22 protein-coding genes are annotated in these 23,840 nt (G+C 60.2%); 14 read left to right on the top strand and 8 right to left on the bottom strand.

Annotated features, from left to right (window positions below):
- Positions 1-201: 201 nt before the first annotated feature.
- Both QD336_RS08165 and QD336_RS08160 read right to left on the bottom strand, forming a co-directional pair.
- Positions 202-1,308 carry an ABC transporter substrate-binding protein gene (locus QD336_RS08165; protein WP_269340603.1) on the bottom strand — a complete coding sequence of 369 codons (1,107 nt, stop codon included), beginning with the start codon at positions 1,306-1,308 and terminating at the stop codon, positions 202-204.
- A gap of 290 nt (positions 1,309-1,598) precedes the next feature.
- Complete coding sequence (locus QD336_RS08160) at positions 1,599-2,477, bottom strand: MurR/RpiR family transcriptional regulator (RefSeq protein ID WP_499170166.1); 879 nt, start codon at positions 2,475-2,477, stop codon at positions 1,599-1,601.
- A 178-nt stretch (positions 2,478-2,655) separates the two neighbouring features.
- Here QD336_RS08160 and QD336_RS08155 point away from each other — a divergent pair, with 178 nt between their 5' ends.
- The 7 genes from QD336_RS08155 (at position 2,656) to QD336_RS08125 (ending at position 10,415) form a co-directional block, all read left to right on the top strand.
- The gene (locus tag QD336_RS08155) at positions 2,656-3,429 is read left to right on the top strand and encodes an N-formylglutamate amidohydrolase (protein ID WP_269340606.1); all 774 of its coding nucleotides are present in this window, start codon (positions 2,656-2,658) and stop codon (positions 3,427-3,429) included.
- Positions 3,430-3,643: 214 nt separating this feature from the next.
- Positions 3,644-5,158, top strand: coding sequence for an amino acid permease (locus QD336_RS08150; protein WP_269340608.1), 1,515 nt, complete (start codon positions 3,644-3,646; stop codon positions 5,156-5,158).
- Between the two features lie 66 nt (positions 5,159-5,224).
- Positions 5,225-6,592, top strand: a complete 1,368-nt coding sequence (locus QD336_RS08145) for a glutamine synthetase family protein (protein ID WP_499170165.1) — start codon at positions 5,225-5,227, stop codon at positions 6,590-6,592.
- An 18-nt stretch (positions 6,593-6,610) separates the two neighbouring features.
- Complete coding sequence (locus QD336_RS08140; RefSeq protein ID WP_499170163.1) at positions 6,611-7,999, top strand: aldehyde dehydrogenase family protein; 1,389 nt, start codon at positions 6,611-6,613, stop codon at positions 7,997-7,999.
- Positions 7,996-9,141, top strand: coding sequence for an iron-containing alcohol dehydrogenase (locus QD336_RS08135; RefSeq protein WP_499170161.1), 1,146 nt, complete (start codon positions 7,996-7,998; stop codon positions 9,139-9,141). The genes QD336_RS08140 and QD336_RS08135 overlap by 4 nt, the downstream gene beginning before the upstream one ends.
- 18 nt (positions 9,142-9,159) lie before the next feature.
- Positions 9,160-9,534: a hypothetical protein gene (locus tag QD336_RS08130; RefSeq protein ID WP_269340614.1), complete on the top strand. Its 375-nt coding sequence runs from the start codon at positions 9,160-9,162 to the stop codon at positions 9,532-9,534.
- A gap of 164 nt (positions 9,535-9,698) precedes the next feature.
- On the top strand, positions 9,699-10,415 hold the full coding sequence (locus QD336_RS08125) for an AAA family ATPase (protein WP_269340616.1): 717 nt from the start codon (positions 9,699-9,701) through the stop codon (positions 10,413-10,415).
- A gap of 72 nt (positions 10,416-10,487) precedes the next feature.
- Here the strand turns inward: QD336_RS08125 and QD336_RS08120 are convergent, their stop codons facing one another.
- On the bottom strand, positions 10,488-11,006 hold the full coding sequence (locus QD336_RS08120) for a Spy/CpxP family protein refolding chaperone (protein ID WP_499170159.1): 519 nt from the start codon (positions 11,004-11,006) through the stop codon (positions 10,488-10,490).
- A gap of 58 nt (positions 11,007-11,064) precedes the next feature.
- On the opposite strand from QD336_RS08120, the gene QD336_RS08115 reads away from it, so the two are divergent.
- Genes QD336_RS08115 through QD336_RS08105 form a run of 3 tightly spaced genes read left to right on the top strand, consistent with a single transcriptional unit; the run spans position 11,065 to position 13,556 of the window.
- A complete protein-coding gene (locus QD336_RS08115; protein ID WP_499170158.1) occupies positions 11,065-11,619 on the top strand; it encodes a Crp/Fnr family transcriptional regulator in 555 nt (184 codons plus the stop codon).
- Between the two features lie 37 nt (positions 11,620-11,656).
- Positions 11,657-12,304 carry a TetR/AcrR family transcriptional regulator gene (locus QD336_RS08110; RefSeq protein WP_269340621.1) on the top strand — a complete coding sequence of 216 codons (648 nt, stop codon included), beginning with the start codon at positions 11,657-11,659 and terminating at the stop codon, positions 12,302-12,304.
- Positions 12,305-12,350: 46 nt separating this feature from the next.
- Positions 12,351-13,556: an MFS transporter gene (locus tag QD336_RS08105; protein ID WP_269340623.1), complete on the top strand. Its 1,206-nt coding sequence runs from the start codon at positions 12,351-12,353 to the stop codon at positions 13,554-13,556.
- A 65-nt stretch (positions 13,557-13,621) separates the two neighbouring features.
- On the opposite strand, the gene QD336_RS08100 is transcribed toward QD336_RS08105, so the two are convergent.
- Positions 13,622-15,016, bottom strand: coding sequence for a L,D-transpeptidase family protein (locus QD336_RS08100; protein WP_499170157.1), 1,395 nt, complete (start codon positions 15,014-15,016; stop codon positions 13,622-13,624).
- Positions 15,017-15,171: 155 nt separating this feature from the next.
- On the opposite strand from QD336_RS08100, the gene QD336_RS08095 reads away from it, so the two are divergent.
- The 3 genes from QD336_RS08095 (at position 15,172) to QD336_RS08085 (ending at position 16,850) form a co-directional block, all read left to right on the top strand.
- On the top strand, positions 15,172-16,005 hold the full coding sequence (locus QD336_RS08095; RefSeq protein ID WP_499170156.1) for an aldose 1-epimerase family protein: 834 nt from the start codon (positions 15,172-15,174) through the stop codon (positions 16,003-16,005).
- A 117-nt stretch (positions 16,006-16,122) separates the two neighbouring features.
- On the top strand, positions 16,123-16,461 hold the full coding sequence (locus QD336_RS08090) for a protein tyrosine phosphatase family protein (RefSeq protein ID WP_046798035.1): 339 nt from the start codon (positions 16,123-16,125) through the stop codon (positions 16,459-16,461).
- Positions 16,462-16,508: 47 nt separating this feature from the next.
- Positions 16,509-16,850 carry a RidA family protein gene (locus QD336_RS08085; protein ID WP_269340627.1) on the top strand — a complete coding sequence of 114 codons (342 nt, stop codon included), beginning with the start codon at positions 16,509-16,511 and terminating at the stop codon, positions 16,848-16,850.
- Between the two features lie 264 nt (positions 16,851-17,114).
- Here the strand turns inward: QD336_RS08085 and QD336_RS08080 are convergent, their stop codons facing one another.
- From QD336_RS08080 to QD336_RS08065, 4 genes are all read right to left on the bottom strand, one after another.
- Positions 17,115-17,879: a HugZ family pyridoxamine 5'-phosphate oxidase gene (locus QD336_RS08080; RefSeq protein ID WP_499170155.1), complete on the bottom strand. Its 765-nt coding sequence runs from the start codon at positions 17,877-17,879 to the stop codon at positions 17,115-17,117.
- Between the two features lie 80 nt (positions 17,880-17,959).
- The gene (locus tag QD336_RS08075) at positions 17,960-19,627 is read right to left on the bottom strand and encodes a thiamine pyrophosphate-binding protein (RefSeq protein WP_499170154.1); all 1,668 of its coding nucleotides are present in this window, start codon (positions 19,625-19,627) and stop codon (positions 17,960-17,962) included.
- Positions 19,624-20,826, bottom strand: a complete 1,203-nt coding sequence (gene caiB / locus QD336_RS08070) for a succinate--glutarate CoA-transferase (protein WP_499170152.1) — start codon at positions 20,824-20,826, stop codon at positions 19,624-19,626. Before caiB ends, QD336_RS08075 begins: the two co-directional genes overlap by 4 nt.
- A 148-nt stretch (positions 20,827-20,974) precedes the next feature.
- Entirely contained in the window at positions 20,975-21,955 is a 981-nt protein-coding gene (locus tag QD336_RS08065; protein ID WP_499170150.1) for an alpha/beta fold hydrolase, read from the bottom strand.
- 147 nt (positions 21,956-22,102) lie between these two features.
- Between QD336_RS08065 and ettA the strand changes: the two genes are divergently transcribed.
- Positions 22,103-23,752, top strand: a complete 1,650-nt coding sequence (gene ettA / locus QD336_RS08060; protein WP_499170148.1) for an energy-dependent translational throttle protein EttA — start codon at positions 22,103-22,105, stop codon at positions 23,750-23,752.
- Positions 23,753-23,840 lie beyond the last annotated feature (88 nt).

Genomic DNA, 23,840 nt, shown 5'->3' with positions numbered 1-23,840 from the left:
CTTGTCCCCAAACGCCGTTTTCAAAACGGTCTGTCTATAAAGGTCTTTCTCGAGCACATCCGGTTAAAACGGAAATGTTGGACGCGCTCTCGATTTTGGTCTTGCGCATTTTCCGGACGTAAAACCGCTGCGCACTTTTACTGGAAATGCTTTTAAAGAAGCACCCCGGCTTTTGATCGGCCGGGGTGCGTTTTCAACAGTTTACTTCACGTTTGCGCCGACGACGCTGTCCCAGCCGCCGGTGACGGCAGCCTTGTTGGCATCAACTTCCTCGAGTGTCGGGAAGATCGCCTTTTCATAGGCTGCTGCCGGCGGCAGGCTGTCGATCAGCGCCTGCGGAACCTTGCCGGCCTTGACCATGGCGTTGAAGCGGATCGGGTGGCAATAGCCCTTCAGCCAGCCGAGCTGACCGTCGTCGGAGTAGAGGTGTTCCATCCACAGCTTCGCGGCGTTCGGATGCGGCGCGTAGGCGGAAATGCCCTGAACGTAAACGCCGGCGAGAACGCCCTTCTCAGGAACGACGACTTCGGTCGGCGGGTTGTCGTTCAGCGTCTTCTTCCAGGAAAGGGCGTTATAGTCCCAGGCGACGATGATCGGGGTTGCGCCCTGTGCCAGCGTGCCGGCCTTGCCGATGACCGGCAGGAAGTTGCCCGCCTTGTTGAGGTCGGCAAAGTACTTCAGGCCAGCTTCGCCGGCTTCCTTGCCGGACTTTGCGCCGGTGGAAAGACCGGCGGCGAGAACGCCGAGGATCGCCTGATTGGAGGCGCGCGGATCGCCGGCGAGCGCTACCTGACCGGAATATTCCGGCTTCAGCAGGTCGGCCCAGTCCTTCGGCGTGTTCTTGACGAGGTCCTTGTTCACGAACATCGACATGACGCCGTAATAGTCGCCGTACCAGTAGCCGTCGGCATCCTTGACGTTGTCAGGGATTTCGGCCCAGGTGGAGACCTTGTAGGGCTGCAGCAGGCCTTCGGCCTTCATCTGCGGGCCGAAGGCGAGACCGACGTCAACGACGTCAGGAGCCTGCGGGCCCTTGTTGTCCTTGTTCGCCTTGATGGCTTCGACTTCATCGGCAGAGCCGGCGTCCGGGTTCAGTTCGTTGACGGTGATTTCCGGGTACTTCGCCTTGAAAGCGGCGATGACGTCGCCGTAACCACACCAGTCGTGCGGCAGCGCGACGGTGGTCAGCATGCCTTCCTTCTTGGCGGCAGCGATCAGTTCGGCGCTCGGTTCAGCGGCGGCAATCGCGGTGGAGGCGATGACCAGTGCGGTGGTCGTAGCAAGCAGTCGGCGGCAGTGAGAGATCACTTTTTTCTCCTCTTCGTGTTCTCATATTGCGGACGCTGATACGGAGTCTCGATGAAGCTAATGTGACGGTTGGATTGCAATTTATTTATCCGGATTCCGCCACTTTACACTCGTTTTCCGCCATCATCAGGCTTTTAGGCCTGCAATTGCGGGAGATTCCCCTCGTTATCCGATTGTCCAGATATGTTCCCCAGCTTGGTCTATTATCCTGTTTTATCGTGCTGGTAGCGACTACAGGTATCCAATCAGCGTGTTGCATCCGCGTCAAGTAAGTTGCCGGCTAGATAGTTTCATGTTCTCTCCGGCCGGCGGAACAGCCGTGTCTGCTCGAACAGGCCTTCGAGCGCGTTCATGCGCTCCTTGGTTTCATCCCAGGTGCCGTTCTGCACCGCTTCGATCAGGGCTTCGACCACGAACAGGGTGACGACGGAGGAATCCCACGCCGAGGGAGCCTCGATCCGGACCCGGAAGGTGTGCAGCGCATGGCGCGCCACCGGCGATGTCCATTGATCGGTGAAGAGGATGATCTGCACGCCGTTGGCCTTCGCCACTTCGGCCAGCGTCGTCATATCGTGCTCGTAACGGCGGATGTCGAAAATGACCAGCACGTCACCGGCGCTCATGTTCAGCATATATTGCGGCCAGGCGCTGGAATTGGATGACATCAGCGTCGTTTTCGGCCGGATCACCTGCATGTGGGTGAAGAAATATTCGGCAATCGCGCCGGTGATGCGCCCGCCGACGAAATAGATGCTGCGCTTGCGGTCCGAAAGCAGAGCCGCGGCATTATCGAAGACGGCGGTGTCGAGATCGCTCAGCGTATCGCGCAGATTGCCGGTGATGGCGTCGGCGAAGCGGTTGAGAATGTGCAGGCCGGGGGCATTGGTCGCCCAGCGGTCATGTTTGGCAACCGGGCCTGATATTGTTGCTTCCAGTTCCTGGTGCAGATGCGCCTGGAATTCCGGATAACCCTTGTAGCCGAGCTTCTGCACCATGCGCGCCACCGTCGGCGTCGAAACGCCGGCATTTTCGGCGATGACGGTGATGCTGCCGAGACCGGAGACGGGGTAGTTGCCGAGCAGGCTCTCCGCCAGCCGTTTTTCCGAACGGGTCAGCGCATCGTAGTGGGCATGAATGACATCCGACACGGTCGCGGTCGTGCTGCGCAAATCTTTCCCCTTCCGGTCTTTCTGCCGGTGCATGGCTAAAATAAACATCTGTGCCAGCTATCGAGTCAATGGGGAAAATGAAGAGAAAATTTCAAAATTCCATTTGACACTCGCCACAATGTGAAGAATTCTTTTCGCCATTGCAGGGGATGACGGGTTTTCCGGGCGGGGTGCGTGCATGACGGTGCGTTCGCGGTTTTTCACAGAAGCGGAAGGGCAGGCCGTTGGCGTCGAAAACGCCATGGCGAAGGGCGACGTCCTTCTCGTCTGTGAACACGCTTCCGCGACCATCCCGCAAAAATATGGCACACTCGGCCTTTCACCGGACGTGCTTTCGAGCCATGCCGCCTGGGATCCCGGTGCTCTCGCCGTCGCCCGGCTGCTTTCGCAGAGCCTTGATGCCACGCTCGTTCACCAGCGGTTTTCGCGGCTCGTCTATGATTGCAACCGCCCGCCGGAATCGCCTTCCGCCATGCCGGTGAAGAGCGAGATTTACGATATTCCCGGCAATTTCGATCTCGGCGAAGCGGAACGTTTCGCCCGCACCTCAGCGCTTTACGTGCCGTTCCATGATCGGGTGAGCGAGATTATCGCAGAACGGCAGGCCGCCGGCCGCAATGTGGTGGTGGTGACCATCCACAGTTTCACGCCGGTCTATCACGGCCGGTTTCGCGAGGTTGAGGTCGGCATCCTGCATGATAGCGACAGCCGCCTGGCCGATGCGATGCTTTCGGGCGCCGAAGGGTCCTCGCTGAAGGTCAGGCGCAACGAGCCCTATGGCCCGGAAGACGGCGTGACGCATACGCTCCGGCTGCATGCGCTGCCGGACGGTCTTTTGAACGTCATGATCGAAATCCGCAACGATCTCATCGCCAATGAAGGAGAACAGGCGGCCATTGCCGGTTTTCTCCACGAGCTTATGGGGAAGGCGCTCTCATCGATTGAAGAGTGAGGGAGCAAGGGCTGGCCGATGGTGAAAGCACCGAGGCTGGCCGTCAAAAGGAGACTGCCGTCATTCAACAAAGCCGGAAAGGCGCGAAGCGGCAAGGGAACAGCAAAGTGCGTGCGGCAGAGCGCGGGAAGCACCCGCGTAACGCTGAAAACTGGGGCACAATCGGCCAATAATGGCTGACTGGCTTGTTTTTTTCTTATCAGGAGAGAAGGGCATGGACAGTTCATCGTCAGGCGTCAGCTACAAGAAGGCTGATGCATCCTATTTCGAAAAACGCGGACTATCCCGTTATGCGGGCGTGTGGTCCTTGTGGTCGCTCGGCGTCGGCGCGGTCATTTCCGGGCATTTTTCCGGCTGGAATTTCGGCTTTTCCACCGGCGGCTGGGGCGGCATGCTGGTGGCGGGCATCATCATCGCCATCATGTATCTCGGGCTGACATTCTCGATCGCGGAAATGAGCCCGGCCTTGCCGCATACCGGTGCGGCCTATTCCTTCGCCCGCACGGCCATGGGGCCATGGGGCGGCTTCATCACCGGGCTTTGCGAGAATGTGGAATATGTGCTGACGCCGGCGGTCGTCGTCACCTTCATCACGGCCTATGTGAACTCCATTCTCGGCCTCGATCCGGCCTATTCACCCTTCGTGTGGATAGCCTTCTATGCGATCTTTCTGGCGCTCAACGTCTTCGGGCTTGAGCTTTCTTTCAAAGTCACGCTGGTTATCACGCTGATTTCGCTTACCGTTCTGGTATTCTTCTGGATCAGCGCCATTCCGAATATCGATTTTTCGCGTTTCGCGCTCAATATCGGTGTCGGGCCGGACGGCAAGGCGGTGGAGTTGCCGGAGGGCGGCGGTTCCTTCTTCCCCTTCGGTTTTTCAGGCGTTCTTGCCACGCTGCCTTTCGCGGTCTGGCTGTTCCTCGCCATCGAGCAGCTGCCGCTGGCGGCGGAGGAATCGGTTGACCCGAAACGCGACATGCCGAAGGGCATCATCCTCGGCATGGTCACGCTGATGGTTTCGGCCTTCATGATCGTGCTGCTCAACCCGTCGCTTCCGGGCGTTGGCGCCTTCCATCTCAGCTCCTCGCTGGAGCCGCTGCTGGATGGCTTCAAGGCGATCTACGGCGATGGCGGCGTGGTGGTGCTCGGCCTCGTGGCGCTCACCGGCCTGATCGCCAGCTTCCATACGATCCTTTATGCCCAGGGTCGGCAGATCTATTCGCTGTCGCGTGCGGGTTATTTCCCGACCGTGCTGTCGATCACCCACTCGAAATATCGCACACCCTATGTGGCCAATATCACCGGCGCGATCGTCGGTCTTGCGGTCATGCTCGTCATCTGGTTCGCGCTGGGTGCGGAACAGGGCGGCAGCATCATCGGTAGCGTGCTTTTGAACATGGCCGTGTTCGGTGCGATGTTCTCCTACATCATGCAGGCGATTTCCTTCATCCTGCTTCGAAAGAACCTGCCGCATATCGAGCGGCCGTTCCGCTCGCCCTTCGGCATTCCGGGCGCGGTGCTGACGATCATCATCGCCATCGTCACGCTGCTTTACCAGATCCAGGATCCGAACTTCACCAAGGGCGTGCTCTGGGTCGCCGTTTGGTTCGCCGTGGCGATCGCCTATTTCGCCTTTGTTGGACGCCATCGCCTCATCCTGTCGCCAGAAGAGGAATTCGCGATGGAGCACAAACAGGCCGCCATGGCCGCGGCGGCCGCAAAGGCCTGATGCACAAACAAACGGGCGGCCGTCTGCCGGCCGCCCGCTCGCCACAATAAAAGGGAACGGACAAAAATGACGAGCTACACATTCGACGCGCTTAAAATGGATGTCGCCGAGGGGCGCATCGACACGGTTCTGGCCTGCCTTGTCGACATGCAGGGGCGTCTGATGGGCAAACGGTTCCAGGCCGAGTTCTTCGTTGAAAGCGCCTTTGAGGAAACCCATAGCTGCAATTACGTGCTTGCCACCGACATGGAGATGGAAACCGTTCCCGGTTACAAATCCTCGAGCTGGGAAAAGGGTTATGGCGACTATGTGCTGAAACCCGACCTCTCGACGCTGCGGCGCGTGCCCTGGCTGGAAGGCACGGCGCTGGTGCTGTGCGACGTGCTCGATCACCACACCCATGAAGAAGTGCCGCATTCGCCACGGGCGCTTTTGAAAAAGCAGGTTGCGCGGCTGGAGGCCATGGGGCTCAAGGCCTATATGGCGACGGAGCTGGAGTTCTTCCTGTTCGACCAGACCTTCGATGCGGCGCGCGCCAGCGGCTACAAGGGGCTGAACCTCGCCAGCGGTTATAATGAGGATTACCACATCTTCCAGACCACGAAGGAAGAGGATGTCATGCGGGCGCTGCGCAAGGGCCTGCAGGGTGCCGGCATTCCGGTCGAGAATTCCAAGGGCGAGGCGTCTCCCGGCCAGGCGGAAATCAACGTGCGTTATGCCGATGCGCTGACCATGGCCGATCGGCACGCCATCATCAAGAACGCCACCAAGGAGATCGCCTGGTCGAAGGGCAAGGCGGTGACGTTCCTTGCCAAGTGGAACTATAATGCCGCCGGCAGTTCCTCGCATATTCACCAGTCGCTGTGGACCGCCGATGGCAAGACGCCGGCCTTCCTCGACAAGGACGCCAAGCACGGCATGTCGGAGCTGATGCGGCATTATGTTGCCGGGCTTCTCGCCCATGCCAGCGAGATCACCTATTTCCTTGCGCCCTACATCAATTCCTACAAACGCTTCATGGCCGGCACGTTTGCGCCCACCAAGGCGATCTGGAGCCTCGACAACCGCACAGCGGGATATCGCCTCTGCGGTGAGGGCACGAAAGGTATTCGCATCGAGTGCCGTGTCGGCGGATCCGATCTCAATCCCTATCTCGCCATGGCGGCTCTTCTTGCGGCGGGCATTGACGGCATCGAAAATAAACTTGAACTTGAGCCCGCTTTTGTCGGCGATGCCTATGGCGGCAAGGACGTGCGCGAGATACCCAAGACCTTGCGTGACGCCACTGCGTTTCTGGATGGATCGACAATGCTGCGCAACGCCTTTGGCGATGATGTGATCGATCATTACGTCCACGCCGGACGGTGGGAACAGGAAGAATACGACCGCCGCGTGACCGACTGGGAAGTGGCGCGCGGTTTCGAACGAGCCTAATCATTACGGGAAAACATCATGACCATGATCCAGAATATCTCGCCCATCGACGGCTCGGTTTACGCCGAGCGGGAGGCGATGTCGCTGGAGGCGGCACGGGCCGCCGTTTCAAAGGCGCGCAAGGCGCAAAAGGACTGGGCGCGGCGTCCGCTTGAGGACCGTGTTCAGCTGGTTCTGAAGGGTGTGGCCCGCCTCAACGAAATGGTAGCGGACGTTGTGCCGGAACTGGCGCATATGATGGGCCGTCCGGTGCGTTATGGCGGCGAGTTCAAGGGCTTCAACGAGCGCTCCAATTATGTCGCGTCGATTGCGGCCGATGCGCTGGCGCCGCTCGTCATCGAGGAAAGCGGCAATTTCGAACGCCGCATCGAGCGTGAAGCGCATGGTGTGGTCTTCGTCATCGCGCCGTGGAACTATCCTTACATGACGGCGATCAACACCATCGCGCCCGCCTTGATGGCCGGCAATACGGTCGTCATCAAACATGCGGCGCAGACGCTGCTGGTGGGCGAGCGCATGGTGCGAGCTTTCGTCGAGGCCGGCGTGCCTGACGATGTCTTCATCAATGTCTTCCTCGACCATGGCACGACCTCGGCGCTGATTTCCGAAGGCCTGTTCAATTTCGTCAATTTCACCGGTTCGGTGGAAGGTGGCCGGGCCATCGAGCGCGCCGCTGCCGGCACCTTCACGGGTCTCGGGCTTGAGCTCGGCGGCAAGGACCCCGGTTATGTGATGGAAGATGCCGATCTCGACGCCGCCGTCGATACGCTGATGGATGGCGCGACCTATAATTCCGGGCAATGCTGCTGCGGTATCGAGCGCATCTACGTCAACGAAAACCTCTATGACGCCTTTGTCGAGAAGTCTGTGGCATGGGTATCCAACTACAAGCTCGGCAATCCGCTGGAACAGGAAACGACGCTCGGGCCGATGGCCAACAAGCGCTTCGCCAAGGTGGTTCGCGCGCAGATTGCCGATGCCGTCGCCAAGGGCGCCAGGGCGCTGGTCGATCCGAAGCTGTTTCCCGCCGATGACGGCGAGAGCGCTTATGTCGCGCCGCAGGTCCTCGTCAATGTCGATCATTCCATGGAATTCATGACCGAAGAAACCTTCGGCCCGGCCCTTGGCATCATGAAGGTCAAGAACGACGATGAAGCCATCGCGCTGATGAATGACAGCAAATATGGCCTGACCGCTTCGCTCTGGACGCAGGATGCGACGCGCGCTGGGCGCATTGGCCGTGAGATCGAAACCGGCACCGTGTTCATGAACCGCGCGGATTATCTCGATCCTGCGCTTTGCTGGACCGGCGTCAAGGAAACCGGCCGTGGAGGCTCGCTCTCCGTCCTCGGTTTCCAGAACCTGACCCGTCCGAAATCCTACCATCTGAAGAAAGTCACGAAATGAATATCGTCGCCAACTGGAGCTATCCCACCGCCGTCAAGCTTGGCCGTGGCCGGATCAAGGAACTGGCGGAAGCCTGCAAGACGCTCGGCATCAAAAAGCCGCTTCTCGTCACCGATCGCGGCCTTGCCAATATGGCGATCACCGCGCATGCGCTCGATGTGCTGGAAGAGGCGGGTCTTGGCCGGGCGATCTTCGCCGAGGTTGATCCGAACCCGAACGAAATCAACATGGAAGCCGGTGTTAAGGTCTATCGCGATGGCGGTCACGACGGTGTCGTGGCCTTCGGCGGCGGCTCGGGCCTCGATCTCGGCAAGACCATCGCCTTCATGGCCGGGCAGACGCGCCCGGTCTGGGATTTCGAGGATATCGGTGACTGGTGGACCCGTGCGGACGCTTCCAAAATCGCGCCCATCGTCGCCGTTCCGACGACGGCAGGTACCGGTTCGGAAGTCGGCCGCGCCAGCGTCATCACCAATTCGCAGACCCATGTGAAGAAGATCATCTTCCATCCGAAGCTCTTGCCGGGCGTCGTCATCTGCGATCCGGACCTCACGGTTGGCATGCCGAAGGTCATTACGGCCGGCACCGGCATGGATGCCTTTGCCCATTGCCTCGAAGCCTATTCGTCGCCGTTCTTCCATCCGATGAGCGCCGGCGTGGCGCTGGAGGGGCTGCGGCTCGTCAAGGAATTCCTGCCGCGCGCCTATAAGGACGGCACGGATATCGAAGCCCGCACCAACATGATGGCGGCGGCGGCGATGGGGGCGGTTGCCTTCCAGAAGGGTCTCGGCGCGATCCACTCGCTCTCGCACCCGATCGGCGCGGTTTACAACACCCATCACGGCATGACCAATGCCGTCGTCATGCCGGCGGTGCTGCGCTTCAACCGTCCCGCCATCGAGGACAAGATCGCCCGCGCGGCCGCCTATCTCGGCATTTCCGGCGGTTTCGATGGCTTTTATGACTATGTGCTGGAGCTTCGCAAGGAACTCGGTGTGCCGGAAAACCTGACCGCCATGGGCATCAAGCCGGACCGGATCGACGAGCTGGCAGCGGAAGCGATCAAGGATCCGAGCTGCGGTGGCAATCCGGTGCCGATGACGCTGGAGAATACTAGGAAGTTGTTTGAGGACTGCTTTTAAAGGGCAATTAGAGTGACCATGAGATTTTCAGTTTTTTCGCCATTGCTCGCCGTGGCTCTGCTGAGTTTGCCTGTCGCGGCGCAGGCTGCTTCCTTTAAGGAGCTTTCTGGCCAAGGTTACAAAGTCGGCGCTTTGTCGAGCAATAAGGCAGGAATCCGGGGCTGGAACCTGTCTAAAGGCTCCGACCGCTATTTCTGCGATATGCGCGCGACCATGGCGTATTCCGGAAAGAATGGCATGGTGTCCTTCACCAGCGCCGGGCGCATGATCACGCTCGATCGCGCTACCGTTGAGAAAAGGCTGGGCGGTTCCCTGGATTTGCCGAGATACGAGGATCTCAAGGCCGGTCGCCCGCGTGCGGATGACGTGGGCTCCTGCCGAAAGCTCACATAGTCCAAAAGATGGCAGAAGCCCGCGATACCGATCGCGGGCTTTTTGTTGCGCCGCATAACCGTTCTTAGTCTTTTCTTAACCATGTTCGTTAAGGTTATGGAAAGCACCATGTTTGGTTCGGTGCGCGAATGAGCATGAAACGGCTCTGGTCAATCGGGGATATCATGCCTGTCATTACTTTTGCCAACACCAAGGGCGGCGCCGGAAAAACGACTGCCGTGCTGCTTCTGGCAACCGAACTGGCCCGCAGCGGCCATCGCGTGACGGTTCTGGATGCCGATCCGCAATTGTGGATTTCCCGCTGGCACGAATTGTCCGGCGAGATCGAAAATCTCTCGGTGATTTCGCATGTGACCATGGCTTCGCTCGAAGGCCATATTCGCGAGAACAGAACCAATACCGACTGTTTCATCATCGACCTGCCGGGTGCGAAAACCCCGCTTCTGACCATGGCGCTCGGTATTTCCGATCATGTGCTGATCCCGGTTCAGGGTTCGGCCATGGATGCGCGGGGTGCTGCCGAAGTTCTTGATCACATCGAATTCCTGAACCGCAAGATGGGCAAGGGGATTGCCCATTCCATCGTGCTTACGCGGGTCAACGCCATGGTGGCAACGCGTTCGCTGCTGCTTGTCAAGATGCTGCTGGCAGAGAAGAACGTTTCGGTCTTGAACACGGCGATTGTTGAGCGGGCGGCCTATCGCGACATTTTCGATTATGGCGGCACGCTTCTCTGTCTCGATAAGGACAAGGTCAGCAATATCGACAAGGCGGTGGAGAATGCGAAAGCCTTCGCTGCGGAAGTTGCCGGCCTTCTGCCGAAACGCCTGTTGCGGCTCGGCACGCAGCCCGCGCGCCTTTTTACCCGCAAGGCTGCCTGAAAACCGGTCCGGCTATCACGCAAGGACCGGCTCCGGCCATCTGCTTCAGGCTGGAATGTGTTTTCCAGCCCGTTAAGGCGTATATCCGCGCAGCTTGTTGTAACGTGTGATCTGTTCCCTGGTCAGCAGCTTCACCGTTTCGAGGTGGGCGGCAAGGTGGATATATCTCAGCCGGGTGCGGCTTGCTTCGACGCGGGCGAGTTGCGTGCGCAGCCGATCCGCATCGATTGAGCCGTTGCGGAAACCGGCATCCAGTGCTGCTTCGCCCGCAATCATCTGGCTGCCTTCTGTCGCGGCGTCGTTTCGCATCGTCCGGAACAGGGATTGCACGGAGGCAAGCTGTTCCTTTGTCAGCTCCAGTTCCTTCGCCATCTTCTGGACATGTGAGGGGCCCGGCATACCGTTGAGATCGGCGGCTTTCGCAAAGCCCCATCCGCCTCCCTGTTCCAGTTCCGCAATATCCTCCGTTGAGAGGCTTTTGACGGTTCGGCTCTGCTGGCCCGCATAGGGCGACTGATGGAGATGCTGTTCCTCCGCGGCGGCGGAAAGGGGCAGAAAAGCGGTGAGAAATATAAGAACTGTGAATTTCATGGAAGCTGTCCGGCTTGTTGCGTTCGTTTGAGCTTGCCAGCCGGCCGATTTGCCGAACATGATAGAAATCATGTCCATTTCGATTTTTGACCATTTACGCCCGCAGGCCTCCGTCTCCAGATCCTTTGAAAAGGGCGAATATCTTTTCCATCAGAGCGATCCCGTTCACATGCTGGCGCTGGTCGTTGAAGGCTGTGTCCATCTGATGCGGTTTCAGGCGGATGGACATGGTGCGGTGTTGCAGCGGGCGGGACCGATGACGGTTCTCGCCGAAGCCTCGGTGTTTTCGGAGCAATATCACTGCGATGCCATTGCCGTGACGGCCGGGCGTGCCCTGTTTGTGCCAATTGGCACGCTGCGGCAATTGCTGGAGCGTGAACCCGCATTCGCGCTCGAATGGATAAATCATATCTCGGTCGAATTGAAAAAGGTCAGGACAAGGGCGGAAATACTTGCGCTGCGCTCGGTCAGCGCGCGGCTCGACGCATGGATCACCGTCAACGAAAGCGGGCTTCCGCCCAAGGGCTTATGGAAGAACCTCGCCGCCGAAATTGGCGTTTCTCCCGAGGCGCTGTATCGGGAAATAGCGAGACGTCCGGCGTCATCACGGTAGCTGAATGCGGGCGGCAAATTATTCGCTTGATTTGGAAATGATCGTTTCCTATATTGCGGCCATGACCAATACGACCCAAACCCATCCCCAGGAACAGCGCCATCGCGGCCGGCCACGCGAGTTCGATCTCGATCGCGCGCTGGATGGCGCGATCCGTGTGTTTTCCCGGCGCGGTTATCACGCCACCTCGGTCGGTGATCTCACCGATGCGATGGAGCTGGCACAGGGCAGCCTCTACAAGGCCTTCAAGGACAAGAAGGCGATCTTCATCGCCACGATGGAGCGCTACAGGATCGTGCAGACCGAGCGTTTCGAGGCGGCGGTGGCCGGTTGCGAGACCGGTTATGAGCGTCTGAGGGCGGGTCTGATGTTTTACGCGGAACGGTCCCATGGCGGTGTGGGCTCGGACGGATGTCTGGTGGTCGGTGCCGCTGCCGATCTGGCTGCCCTGGATGACGACATTGCCGTCGTGGTCGAGCGGGCGGTTAAGACGCGCGAACGGATCGTCGCCCGCATCATCACCGAAGGACAGAAGGATGGTTCGGTGCATTCGAAGGCCGACCCGGATGATCTCGCCAGGGCGATGCTGTGCATGATGTACGGCATGCGCGTGGTGGGAAAGACGGGGCGCAGCCTCAAGGACATGGTGGCTGTGGTGGATATCGCCATGAAGCTTGCTGCGTAATTTTGTGACTATTTAGGAAACATTCGTTTCCATATTGGAGAAAATGATGACGACGCGTGTAATTGATGGGGATGATGTTGAGGCAACATCCATTTCCCCGGCTCTGACATTTTTGCTGGCGACAGCCTGCGGGCTGATTGCAGCCAATCTTTATTATGGCCAGCCGCTTGCCGGCATCATCGGGGCCGAACTTGGTCTTTCCGCCGGTGCAACCGGCCTGATCGTGACGCTGACGCAGATCGGTTATGGTATCGGCCTGCTGTTCGTCGTGCCGCTCGGTGATCTCATCGAAAACCGCAAGCTGGTGGTCAGTTCGGTCTCGATGGCCGTGTTGTCGCTGGCCGCCGCGGCGTTTGCACCACATGCGGCGCCGTTCCTGATCGCCGCCTTCCTGGTTGGTGTCAGCTCGGTGGCGGTACAGGTCATTGTGCCTTATGCAGCCCATATGGCGCCGCACGCCATTCGCGGGCGTGTGGTCGGCAATGTCATGAGCGGGCTGATGGCCGGTATCATGCTGGCGCGGCCGGTTTCCAGCCTGCTGTCGGAAGTGGTGTCCTGGCGCGGCGTCTTCCTGACGTCGGCAGCCGTCATGGCGCTTCTTGCCGTGGTGCTTTTCCGGCTTCTGCCCGTCCGTATGCCCGAGGCGCGGCTGAGCTATGGCGCATTGATGCACTCCATGGGCAGGCTTGCCCTGCACACGCCGATCCTGCGCCGTCGGGCGATCTACCATGCTTTCCTCTTCGCCGCCTTCAGCCTGTTCTGGACCACGACGCCGCTTTATCTGAGCGGGCCGCATTTCAATCTCAGCCAGGGCGAGATCGCGCTCTTCGCGCTGGCGGGCGCAGCCGGCACCGTCGCCGCACCGATTGCCGGGCGGATGGCCGATCGTGGCTGGACCCGTGCGGCGACCTTCTTTGCGCTGGTGGCGGTGGCGCTCTCCTTCGCCGTCACACATCTTGCACCCGAAGGTTCACATCTGGCGCTCGCCATTCTGGTCGTCGCGGCAATCGTTCTGGATTTCGGCGTCACCACCAATCTGGTGCTTGGCCAGCGGGCGATCTTCACGCTCGGAGCGGAATTCCGCAGCCGCCTGAACGGCATCTACATGGCGACGTTTTTTATGGGCGGCGCGATCGGCTCTGCGGTCGGCGGCTGGGCCTATGCAGCCGGTGAATGGCAGGCCGCCTCGTGGATCGGTTTTGCCCTGCCGGTAGCGGCGCTGCTCTATTTCCTGACGGAAAAGCGCGGATAAAGCCCATCAACGAAAAAGCCCGGCGGATGACCATCCGCCGGGCTTTTCTTTTTCTTGCCGTCGATTTATTCGGCGAATTCGACCACGACGCCGGGGCGGACCATTTTCGCCAGTTCCGTCGCGTCCCAGTTGGTCAGGCGGATACAGCCGTGGCTGTTGGTCTTGCCGATCTTGGACGGTTCCGGCGTGCCGTGAATGCCGTAGGTCGGCTTCGACAGGGCGATCCAGACCGTACCGACCGGGCCGTTCGGACCCGGCGGGATCTGCAGGATCTTGTCGTTCTGGCCCTGCTTGAAGTTGATCTTCGGATTATAGGTGTAGCCGGGATTAAGCGCGATGCGCTCGACCGTATGTGTGCCGCTCGGCGAGGGCGTATCCGTGGAACCGATGGTGGCGGGATAGGCGGCGATCAGATTGCCATCCTGACCGTAAGCAAAGACCTGCTTGATGCCCTTATGGGCAACGATGCGGGCGACCTGTCCCTTTTTCGGCTCACCGGGATTAACGACCTTGATGATGGTACCGGGTACGGTGAAGTCGATGCCGGGGTTCAGTTCCTTCAGGTAGTTCTCATCCATATGGAACCGTTCGGCGAGCGCTTCCGAGGTGGACGTGAAGGAGAGGGCCGGCAGCTGCGATTTCGCAGCATAGTCGTCGGGAATGGAGGCGACATAGGGGCCGGCGGCATCGGCGGCGGTGATCGTATAATCCACGATCGGCATGCCGCCGGAGGCGCGCAGCCGCTCCAGAATATCGTCGGAATTGTTCGGATCGAGCTTTTCGCCCGTCATGTCCTGCCAGGCGGCAATCGCCTTGTTGACGTTGTCGCCCATCTTGCCGTCGATGACGCCGGGTGAAATGCCCTCGCGATCGAGGAAGGTCTGCAGCGCGACGATCTCCTGCCGGGAGCGGTTGACCGGCGTGGTCACCGGTGTGTGGCGCTCGATCAGGTGTTCCGGTTGCGGAACGGCCGCCGTGGTGCTTTCGCCCGGCATCGGTTGTCCGAGCGGCCCGCTTTCGACCGCGCCGGGGGCGGGAACGGAGCCAGTGTAGAAATTATCGTCGGAACCGTCGCCGCGATATTCGCGGTAATCGCGCACGCTGCCATTGTCCTGATAGCCGTAGTCGCGCTGTGGCTCACGGTACTGGCCGCCGGGGGCGGGCGGATAATAGGTGGTGTCGCGCTGCTGGCGCGCCTGCTGCCGTTGCTGCTGGTAACCGGAGGGCATTTCGGTGGCCAGCAGATTGCCGTACTGGTCGTAAAACACCGTGCGTCCCATGGAATCGCGGCTGATGACGATATCGCCGCGCTCCGGCATGAAGTCGAGCACGCGGCCATCTGGGGTCACCAGCATCGTCTGCTGATCGCCATAACGCTGCTGTGCGCCAGCCTGTAGCGGGGCGAAAACCGACGCCAGCGCGACCGTCAGACCCAGAGCTGCGTTAAGAAACTGTTTCACGATTCTGCTATCCCTTACTTGTTCACCGATAAACACACCGCAATCTTGACCCTATTGTGAAAAAGGTGAATTCGCGGTTAATGCAATCTTAATTTCCGTCACTGTTAGTAGCGTTTCCGTGAACCGTGCGTTTTTACTGCCACAGGGAGGTTGTCTTGCGTTCATTTCAGGCTGGCAGATCGCCACGTATTTTCCTCGATGAAACCTCCGTTTTCGATATCGGCGCCTGCGTCGTTGACGGCGTCGACATCGCACCTGGCCGCGCCATTCCCGACGATGGCGATGCGCGCATCGATCATTCGCTGGAAGGTTTTCTCTTCACCTGCGGTCCCGACCATATTCGCCATCCCGAGCCGATCGAGGGTGAGGTTGAGGGGCGCCGATACCCGTTGCATGGCTCCTTCTCCTCACATCCCGCAACCATCATCACCTTCGACGTTCAGGAGACCAATGCGCTGGCGCGCGTCGAGGTTCCCGTGAAGCTTGCCGATGGTGGCGAAGCACTTCTGGAGCGGACATGGCGTATCGATGGTGAAAGCGGCGAAGTCAGCCTCGATGACAGGATCGTCAACATGTCGGGGCGGCCGATCCCGGTGTTCCTGATGTATCACATGAATATCGGTGCCCGCCTGTTTGACGATGCCGTGCGGCTGGAAGGCGCGATGCTGGATGGCGGCGGCCATGGCTGGCGTTTCGGTGAGGAGCCGGGCAATGTTTTCTGCGTTTCCGCAGGCAATGATGAATGGGCGGAACTGAAGCTCGGTCCGATTGCGGCCATCGGCGGAAAGACGCTGACCGTCGGTTTTCGCACCGGGACCTTGCCCTATCTGCAGATGTGGCGGAACCAGCAGGACCCGGCCAATGTGCTCGGCATCGAGCCGGTTTCGCATCGCTGGGTGGGGCGGAGCGAGCTTGAGGCGGCCGGCGAGTTCAATATTCTCCAGCCGGGCGAAAGCCGTTCCTTCGGCCTGCGCTTTTCCATCCTATGAGCCGTACCGAATGAAGATGTCCCGTCATTGACGCAGGGGTTTTGACCGCTTACATCGAATGCGGATTTAAAGGGTGACGGCCAGCGGCGCGGACGCCGGTTTCAGCGGAGGCATGATATGGATATCAGGCGCATAGACGACGAATATTCGGTAACGGGACAGATCAGCGTCGCCGATCTGGATGAGGTGAAGGCACTCGGCTTCAAGTCGATCGTCTGCCACCGCCCTGACGGCGAAGAAGACGGCCAGCCGCTTTTCGCAGATATTGCCGAGCGTGCCGAGCAGCTCGGCCTCACCATCATGCATGTGCCGGTCGGCCGTTATGGCGTCGACGCCGATGCCGTTGCCGGCATGGTGGACGCGCTTGATGAATTGCAGCGCCCGATGCTCGGCTATTGCCGTTCCGGCGCGCGTTCCACGGCGATCTACGAAAAGACCCATCACCTGCGCGGCTGATATTCCGCGCATCTTCGATTTTTAATGCCAATCAACAGGAGTTTTCCATGACCATCAAGCGTATCGAGCCCGGCAAGCGCATGAGCGGCGCCGTCGTTCACGGCAACACCGTTTATCTGGCCGGCCAGGTTGGCGAAGGCAAGAGTGTTACGGAACAGAGCAAGTCGGCTCTCGCTGAAGTCGACCGCCTGCTGGCCGCTGCCGGTTCCGACAAGTCGAAAATCCTGCAGACCATCATCTACCTCTCCGACATGTCCACCTTCGGCGAAATGAACGCGGTCTGGGAAGGCTGGATCGACCCGGCAAACCCGCCGGCCCGCGCCACCAGCGAAGCAGCGCTTGCTACGCCGGACTACAAGGTTGAGTTCATCGTGACCGCTGCTCTCTGAGCAATGGACTGATTTATGAAAAAGGCCGGGTCGCGGAGTGCGCCCCGGCCTTTTTTTGATGGGAAATTCTGCTGGTAAACTCGAGCTTTCGTCTCACCCGACGTCATCCTCGGGCTTGACCCGCGGATCCACGACACGGCCCGGCGATGGATCCTCGCCTCAAGGGCGAGGACGACGGAGGAGAGCTAGGGTAAAGATGGACAGTAAGGGCGACGCAAGAGAGTTCAGTATGCCGGATTGCCTTGCCCAAATTGCTTGCCAACTTCATTTCGAAATTTGAGCAAGCGCCTTCTCAAACTGTTTCAACGTCTCCACCCGCTCCGCAAACCATAGCCGCGCCAGATCATTTGCCGAAGCGAGATCGATGCCATCAGGGTCGATGGAAGTGATCGTCCAGCGGCCGGCCTTTGCGCCGGCGAGAACTGCCAACCGCGATGCTTCGCCCTTGATGGCGTTGAGGCGGGTTGCTTCGCTTTCCGTCGCAGTCATCAGTTCCTCCGCGCCGGAAAGATCGGTGCGCAGATCGGCGGGCATGATGTTGCTGGCATTGCGGGCCGGGCCGCCATTGATCTGCACGCCTTCCGTCCGCAGACGGTAAAGCTTGGTGTCGGGAAGGGAGAGGTAAAGTTTGGCCTTGGGGTAACGGGCAATGTAGCGCCCGATGGCGCGTGGCGTCTCATCCGCGCCGATCTGTTCCGCCCTGCCCACCAGTGTCAGCCGCGGCAATGTCAGCGCATCGCCCTTGCCGAAGGGCGCGAGCGTCAGCGAGATGCGCGGGTCGGCTTCCATGTTGCGGGCATGCAGCGTCAGCCCGGCCGCGAAGAAGAATGGCGTGCCATCCGGCTCGATGCCGATATTGGTTGCTGTCGTATAGGGATAACCGCTGACCGGATCGAGCGTGGCGAGCGCTGCCGTGCGGGATGTGTGCAGCACATCGCGGGCCACGCGCACCGCCTCGAAAGGCGCGCCGGCTGAGGGCTCGATCTTTGCGCCGCGTGGGGTGATGACGGGAGGGGCAACGTCCGGCATGTCTTATCCTAAGCTGTAAGTTTCAGTCAGGATTTACACCATGCCGGAGCCATGTCCATCACCAATATCGGCGGGCAATATCAGGCCCGGGTTCTGATCTGCGTCAGCGTGCGCGTCGGTGTGATCGCTTCCGCATCCAGCTTCACCTCGATGATGGCCGGCTTGCCGCTTGCCCGCGCCCGCTCGAAGGCAGCGGCGAAGTCTTCGGTTTTCTCCACCGTTTCGCCGTGGCCGCCATAGGCCTTGGCAAAGGCGTTGAAATCCGGATTGACGAGATCGGTACCGCTGACACGGCCGGGATATTCCCGCTCCTGATGCATGCGGATCGTGCCATAGGTGCCATTGTTGACCAGCACGGTGATGATCGGCAGGCCGTAACGCACGGCGGTAATGAATTCCTGCCCGTGCATCATGAAGCAGCCGTCACCGGCAAAGCAGATCACCTCGCGCTCCGGGAAAAGGTGCTTGGCGGCAACTGCCGCCGGCAGGCCATAGCCCATAGAACCGGAAGTCGGAGCCGATTGGGTGTTGTAACGGCGGAAGCGGTGGAAGCGGTGCAGCCAGGTGGCATAATTGCCGGCGCCATTGGTGAAGATCGCGTCCTCCGGCACATTGGCCTCGATCCAGTCCATGATCGGGCCCATCTGCACCGCGCCGGGGCCGGTCTGCGGCGGCGTCGACCAGCTGAGATAAGCCGCGTGCATGGCGGCGGTGCGCTCCGCCCATGCGGCGTTGCCGGAAAGCGTGAGCGAGGAGAGGGCGGCGACGAAATCATCCGGCGCAGCACAGATTGCCAGATCAGGGCGATAGACGCGGCCGAGTTCTTCGGCTTCCGGATAAATATGGACGAGTTTCTGCGACGGGTAGGGGATGTCGAGCAGTGTATATCCGGAAGACGGCATTTCGGAAAGGCGGCCGCCGAGCAGAACCACCAGATCGGATTCCTTGATCTCTTTCGCCAGCGCCGGGTTGATGCCGATGCCGACATCGCCCGCATAGGAGGGGCTCAGATGATCGAACAACATCTGGCGGCGGAAGGAGCAGCCGACCGGCAGCCTGTTCTTTTCCGCGAAAGCCCGGAAGCCCGCGACGCTTTCCTCGGACCAGCGCGTGCCGCCGAGAATGAATACCGGCCGTTTCGCGTCACCCAGCATTTTTGCGAAGGTGGACATTTGCGATGGGCCGGGATGCGCTTCGACCGGCATATAGGGCTTTGCCTCGGGCGCTTCGACCTCTTCCACCAGCATGTCCTCGGGCAGCGTCAGAACCACCGGACCGGGGCGGCCGGAGGTGGCGACGGCAAAGGCGCGGGTGACGAATTCGGGGATGCGGCGCGCATCGTCGATCTCGCCCACCCATTTGGCGAATTCGGTGAAGGCGCGGCGATATTCCACTTCCTGAAAGGCCTCGCGCTCGCGGGCCTCACGCTGCACCTGGCCGATGAACAGGATCATCGGAATGGAATCCTGCCGTGCGATGTGTAGGCCGGCCGAGGCATTTGTCGCGCCCGGACCACGGGTGACCATGCAGATGCCGGGTTCGCCCGTCAGCCGGCCCCATGTGTCGGCCATCATCGCCGCGCCGCCTTCCTGGCGGCAGACGACCGTTTCGATGCCGCTTTCATATAGCGCATCCAAAACGGCCAGATAGCTTTCGCCGGGAACGCAGGAAACGCGGGAGACGCCATTGGCCTTCAGCGCTTCGACGATCAATTGCCCGCCTGTTCTTTTCTTTCCGGCTGCTTTCATGGCGTCGTGGTCCTTTCGATGTTTTCCAGTTCGGCCAGCACCTGCGCCTGGTGTTCGCCGAGCTTCGGGCTCGGGCGTTCATAACGCAGCGGCGTCTGTGACATGATAATGGGTGTGCGAACACCGGGGGTGACGGTGCCATCTTCCGCCTCGAGATTGACGCGCAGGCCGCGTGCCTGAACCTGCGGGTCGGCGAACATTTCCTCGATGGAGTTGATCGGCCCGGCCGGCACGGCGTTCTGTTCACAGACGGTCAGGAGATCGCGCTTGTTCCATTTCAGCGTCTCGGTGGAAACAATCTGCCGGACTTCCATCTTATGCGCCACACGCGCCTTGTTCGTCGCGTAACGTTCGTCATCGGCGATAGTGCCAATGCCAAGAATGTTGCAGAGGCGGCGGAACTGGCCGTCATTGCCGATCGCGAGGATGAGGAAGCCGTCGGCCGTTGGCACCACCTCATAGGGCGAAATATTGGGGTGCGCGTTGCCCAGCCGGACGGGCGGCTTGCCGGAGATCAGGTAATTCATGTTCTGGTTGGCGAGCACGGCCGATTGCACATCGAGAAGAGCCATGTCGATATGCTGGCCCTCTCCGGTGCGGATGGCATGGATCAGCGCGGCCTGAATGGCGCTGACGGAATAGATGCCGGTGAAGATATCGGCGACAGCCACGCCGGCCTTCATCGGCTGGCCATCCGGCTCGCCCGTGATTGACATGAAACCGGACATGCCCTGCACGATATAATCATAACCGGCGAAATCGGCATAAGGCCCGGTCTGGCCGAAGCCGGTGATGGAACAATAGATCAGCTTCGGATTGAGCACCCTCAGGCTCTCGTAATCGAGGCCATATTTGGCAAGCCCGCCGCGCTTGAAGTTTTCGATGACGACATCGGCGGTGCGTACCAGCCGACGTACCAGCGCGCAGCCCTCGGGCGTCTTCAGATCGGCGACGATGGAGCGTTTGCCGCGATTGGTGGCGTGGTAATAGGCGGCGGAAAGGTTTTCTCCATCTGCGCCTTCGACGAAGGGCGGCCCCCATGTGCGGGTGTCGTCACCGCCTTCAGGGTTTTCCACCTTGATGACGTCCGCGCCCATATCAGCCAGCATCTGCCCCGCCCAGGGACCGGCCAGAACACGCGCAAGCTCAATGACGCGAATGCCGGAGAGCGGCGGTTTCCTGTTCGGCATGTCGGTCATTTGTCCCCCGGGATTTTCTGCTTGCCGGTTTATAGACCGCCGCTTGCCGCGCCGCATGTGATTTTATCTCATGGACTTATTCCGTTTTGGAACGGTATAGCCTGGACAGATGCCGCGTTCGTAACGTTCCCTATTCCGTCATTCCGGCTCAAGGCCGGAATGACGGGGAGGGCGTTTGGCTGCCACCCACCACCCGGCCGCACCAGGCGGCGAAATCCGCCGCCGCGGCCTGCCAGCCGATTTCGTTCAGCGTTTCGTGCCGCATGCCGCGGTAGATCGTGTGCTCGACATGGCTGAAGCCTGCCTCTCGGAAACGTTCGGCGAGCCAGACGATCTCCCTGCCATCATTGGTGGCGGCATCCTGATCGCCGCTGACGAGGAGAAGCGGCAGGGTCTTCGGCAGGCGTTCGATGAGTTTTGGCGCGCGATAGGAGAGTTCGAAGACATCCTGCCAGAGCGAAACGCTGGCCTCGAACTGGCAGAGCGGGTCTTCCACATAGGCGTCCACCGCCGCCTTGTCGTGGCTCAGCCAGTCGGCATGGGTGCGCTTTTCCGGCATTTTTGCGTTCCAGGAACGGAAGGTCGCTTTTGGCAGGATGGCGCTCGGCACGTCCGAGCCCTTCAGCATCTTTTCAAGCCGCAGCACGACCTGCGCGATGCGGCCCATGAAGCCGGGATTGAGATTGGAATTCCAGATGGACAGGCCATCGAAGGCTTCCGGATGGCTGACGGCAGCGTTGAGCGCCACGAGGCCACCCATGGAATGGCCGAACAGGATGACCGGAAGGCCGGGATGTCTTTCTCCGACCATCACGCGCATCGCCATGACATCGGCGACGACCTTTTCCGCGCCATCCTTGCAGCCGAAGCGGCCGATGGGCGCGTCCGCCGTCTTCGTGCGGCCATGGCCACGGTGGTCATGGGCATAGACCTCGAAACCCTGTTTCGCCATGACATCGGCAAAACGGCGGTAACGGCCGGCATGCTCCACAAGGCCGTGGCAGATCATCAGCACGCCGCGCGCCGGCGAAAGGGCGGAGGGTAGATGGCGATAGGCCAGCGATGCGCCGGAAGGGGCCTCGAGCCTCTCGATCCGGCTGAAGGCCAAGTCGTCCGTCGTGTCATTCATCGTCGCACCCACCGTGTCACCATGCGCCTTGTCATAATCATGGGGTCATAATCGTGCCAGAGGTTGCCCCAAGGTCCTATTTACCCTACATAGCGGCAAATTTCCCGATACGTACTCTTAAAAATCCGATGTGGAGCATTCGCTACAATGGCACGTCAATTCATCTATCACATGGCCGGGCTGAACAAGGCCTATGGCGCGAAGAAGGTTCTGGAGAATGTGCATCTCTCCTTCTACCCCGACGCCAAGATCGGTATCCTCGGCCCGAACGGCGCCGGTAAGTCGACCGTTTTGAAAATCATGGCCGGCCTCGACAAGGAATATACCGGTGAGGCCTGGCTTGCTGAGGGTGCGACGCTCGGTTACCTCGAGCAGGAGCCGAAGCTCGACGAAAACAAGACCGTGATGGAAAACGTCATGGAAGGCGTGGCGAGCAAGACGGCGATCGTTGACCGTTACAACGAGTTGATGATGAACTATTCCGACGAAACGGCGGAAGAGGGCGCAAAACTCCAGGACATGATCGACAGCCAGAACCTGTGGGATCTGGAAAATCAGGTTGAAATGGCCATGGATGCGCTGCGTTGCCCGCCCGGCGACTCGGCCGTGACAGGCCTTTCGGGTGGTGAGCGCCGCCGCGTTGCGCTGTGCCGCCTGCTGCTGTCGCAGCCGGACCTGCTGCTGCTCGACGAACCGACCAACCACCTTGACGCGGAAACGATCGCCTGGCTCGAAAAGCACCTGCGCGACTATCCCGGCGCCGTGATGATGATCACCCACGACCGCTACTTCCTCGACAACGTCACGGGCTGGATTCTTGAGCTCGACCGTGGTCGCGGCATTCCTTACGAAGGCAACTACTCCGCTTACCTGCAGGCGAAAGCCAAGCGCATGCAGCAGGAAGCCCGCGAAGATGCTTCCCGCCAGAAGGCCATCAGCCGCGAAAGCGAGTGGATCGCTTCCAGCCCCAAGGCACGCCAGACCAAGTCCAAGGCCCGTATCAAGGCCTATGACGAGCTGGTGGAAGCGGCGGAAAACCGCCGTCCCGGCGACGCGCAGATCGTCATTCCGGTTGCCGAGCGTCTTGGCCGCGTCGTCATCGAGGCCGAGAACCTCACCAAGTCCTACGGCGACCGCGTGCTGATCGAAAACCTGTCCTTCAAGCTGCCGCCCGGCGGTATTGTCGGCGTCATCGGTCCGAACGGTGCGGGTAAGTCGACGCTGTTCAAGATGATCACCGGTCAGGAACAGCCGGATAGCGGCTCGGTGACTGTCGGCGAGACGGTTCAGCTCGGTTATGTCGATCAGAGCCGCGATACGCTGGCGGGCGACAAGACCGTCTGGGAGGAAATCTCCGGCGGCAACGACATCATCAAGCTCGGCAAGTTCGAAGTGAACTCACGTGCCTATTGCGGCGCCTTCAACTTCAAGGGCGGCGATCAGCAGCAGAAGGTCGGCAATCTCTCCGGCGGTCAGCGTAACCGCGTGCACCTCGCCAAGATGCTGAAGGCCGGCGGCAACGTGTTGCTGCTCGACGAACCGACCAACGACCTTGATACGGAAACGCTGGCAGCGCTCGAAGAAGCGCTGGAAGCCTTCGCCGGCTGCGCCGTTATCATCAGCCACGACCGCATGTTCCTCGACCGTCTGGCCACCCACATCCTCGCTTTCGAGGGTGACAGCCATGTGGAATGGTTCGAAGGCAACTTCGAAGACTACGAAAAGGACAAGGTCCGCCGTCTCGGCCCGGAAAGCATCAAGCCCGGCCGCGTGAGCTACAAACGCCTGACGCGCTGATCCTTTTCCCGCATTTCTCAGAAAGGCCCGCCGCAAAGCGGGCCTTTTTTCGTGCAATAATTCGACTTCAAGACCGCGCAGGACACTT

This window comes from Rhizobium sp. BR 250 (genome assembly GCF_047445855.1).
In the GTDB taxonomy this organism is placed as follows: Bacteria; Pseudomonadota; Alphaproteobacteria; order Rhizobiales; family Rhizobiaceae; genus Agrobacterium; species Agrobacterium tumefaciens_I.
This window is presented reverse-complemented; position numbering and strand designations above follow the sequence as displayed.

Excerpts from the sequence above, each read along its gene's own strand:
- QD336_RS08145 (WP_499170165.1), top strand. The coding sequence starts at position 5,225 with ATGACGAGCTACACATTCGACGCGCTTAAAATGGATGTCGCCGAGGGG.
- QD336_RS08075 (WP_499170154.1), bottom strand. The coding sequence starts at position 19,627 with ATGAAAGCAGCCGGAAAGAAAAGAACAGGCGGGCAATTGATCGTCGAA.
- caiB (WP_499170152.1), bottom strand. The coding sequence starts at position 20,826 with ATGACCGACATGCCGAACAGGAAACCGCCGCTCTCCGGCATTCGCGTC.
- QD336_RS08110 (WP_269340621.1), top strand. The coding sequence starts at position 11,657 with ATGATCGTTTCCTATATTGCGGCCATGACCAATACGACCCAAACCCAT.
- QD336_RS08120 (WP_499170159.1), bottom strand. The coding sequence starts at position 11,006 with ATGAAATTCACAGTTCTTATATTTCTCACCGCTTTTCTGCCCCTTTCC.
- QD336_RS08125 (WP_269340616.1), top strand. The coding sequence starts at position 9,699 with ATGCCTGTCATTACTTTTGCCAACACCAAGGGCGGCGCCGGAAAAACG.
- QD336_RS08130 (WP_269340614.1), top strand. The coding sequence starts at position 9,160 with ATGAGATTTTCAGTTTTTTCGCCATTGCTCGCCGTGGCTCTGCTGAGT.
- QD336_RS08105 (WP_269340623.1), top strand. The coding sequence starts at position 12,351 with ATGACGACGCGTGTAATTGATGGGGATGATGTTGAGGCAACATCCATT.
- QD336_RS08150 (WP_269340608.1), top strand. The coding sequence starts at position 3,644 with ATGGACAGTTCATCGTCAGGCGTCAGCTACAAGAAGGCTGATGCATCC.
- QD336_RS08090 (WP_046798035.1), top strand. The coding sequence starts at position 16,123 with ATGGATATCAGGCGCATAGACGACGAATATTCGGTAACGGGACAGATC.
- QD336_RS08135 (WP_499170161.1), top strand. The coding sequence starts at position 7,996 with ATGAATATCGTCGCCAACTGGAGCTATCCCACCGCCGTCAAGCTTGGC.
- ettA (WP_499170148.1), top strand. The coding sequence starts at position 22,103 with ATGGCACGTCAATTCATCTATCACATGGCCGGGCTGAACAAGGCCTAT.
- QD336_RS08085 (WP_269340627.1), top strand. The coding sequence starts at position 16,509 with ATGACCATCAAGCGTATCGAGCCCGGCAAGCGCATGAGCGGCGCCGTC.
- QD336_RS08140 (WP_499170163.1), top strand. The coding sequence starts at position 6,611 with ATGACCATGATCCAGAATATCTCGCCCATCGACGGCTCGGTTTACGCC.
- QD336_RS08155 (WP_269340606.1), top strand. The coding sequence starts at position 2,656 with ATGACGGTGCGTTCGCGGTTTTTCACAGAAGCGGAAGGGCAGGCCGTT.
- QD336_RS08080 (WP_499170155.1), bottom strand. The coding sequence starts at position 17,879 with ATGCCGGACGTTGCCCCTCCCGTCATCACCCCACGCGGCGCAAAGATC.
- QD336_RS08115 (WP_499170158.1), top strand. The coding sequence starts at position 11,065 with ATGATAGAAATCATGTCCATTTCGATTTTTGACCATTTACGCCCGCAG.
- QD336_RS08065 (WP_499170150.1), bottom strand. The coding sequence starts at position 21,955 with ATGAATGACACGACGGACGACTTGGCCTTCAGCCGGATCGAGAGGCTC.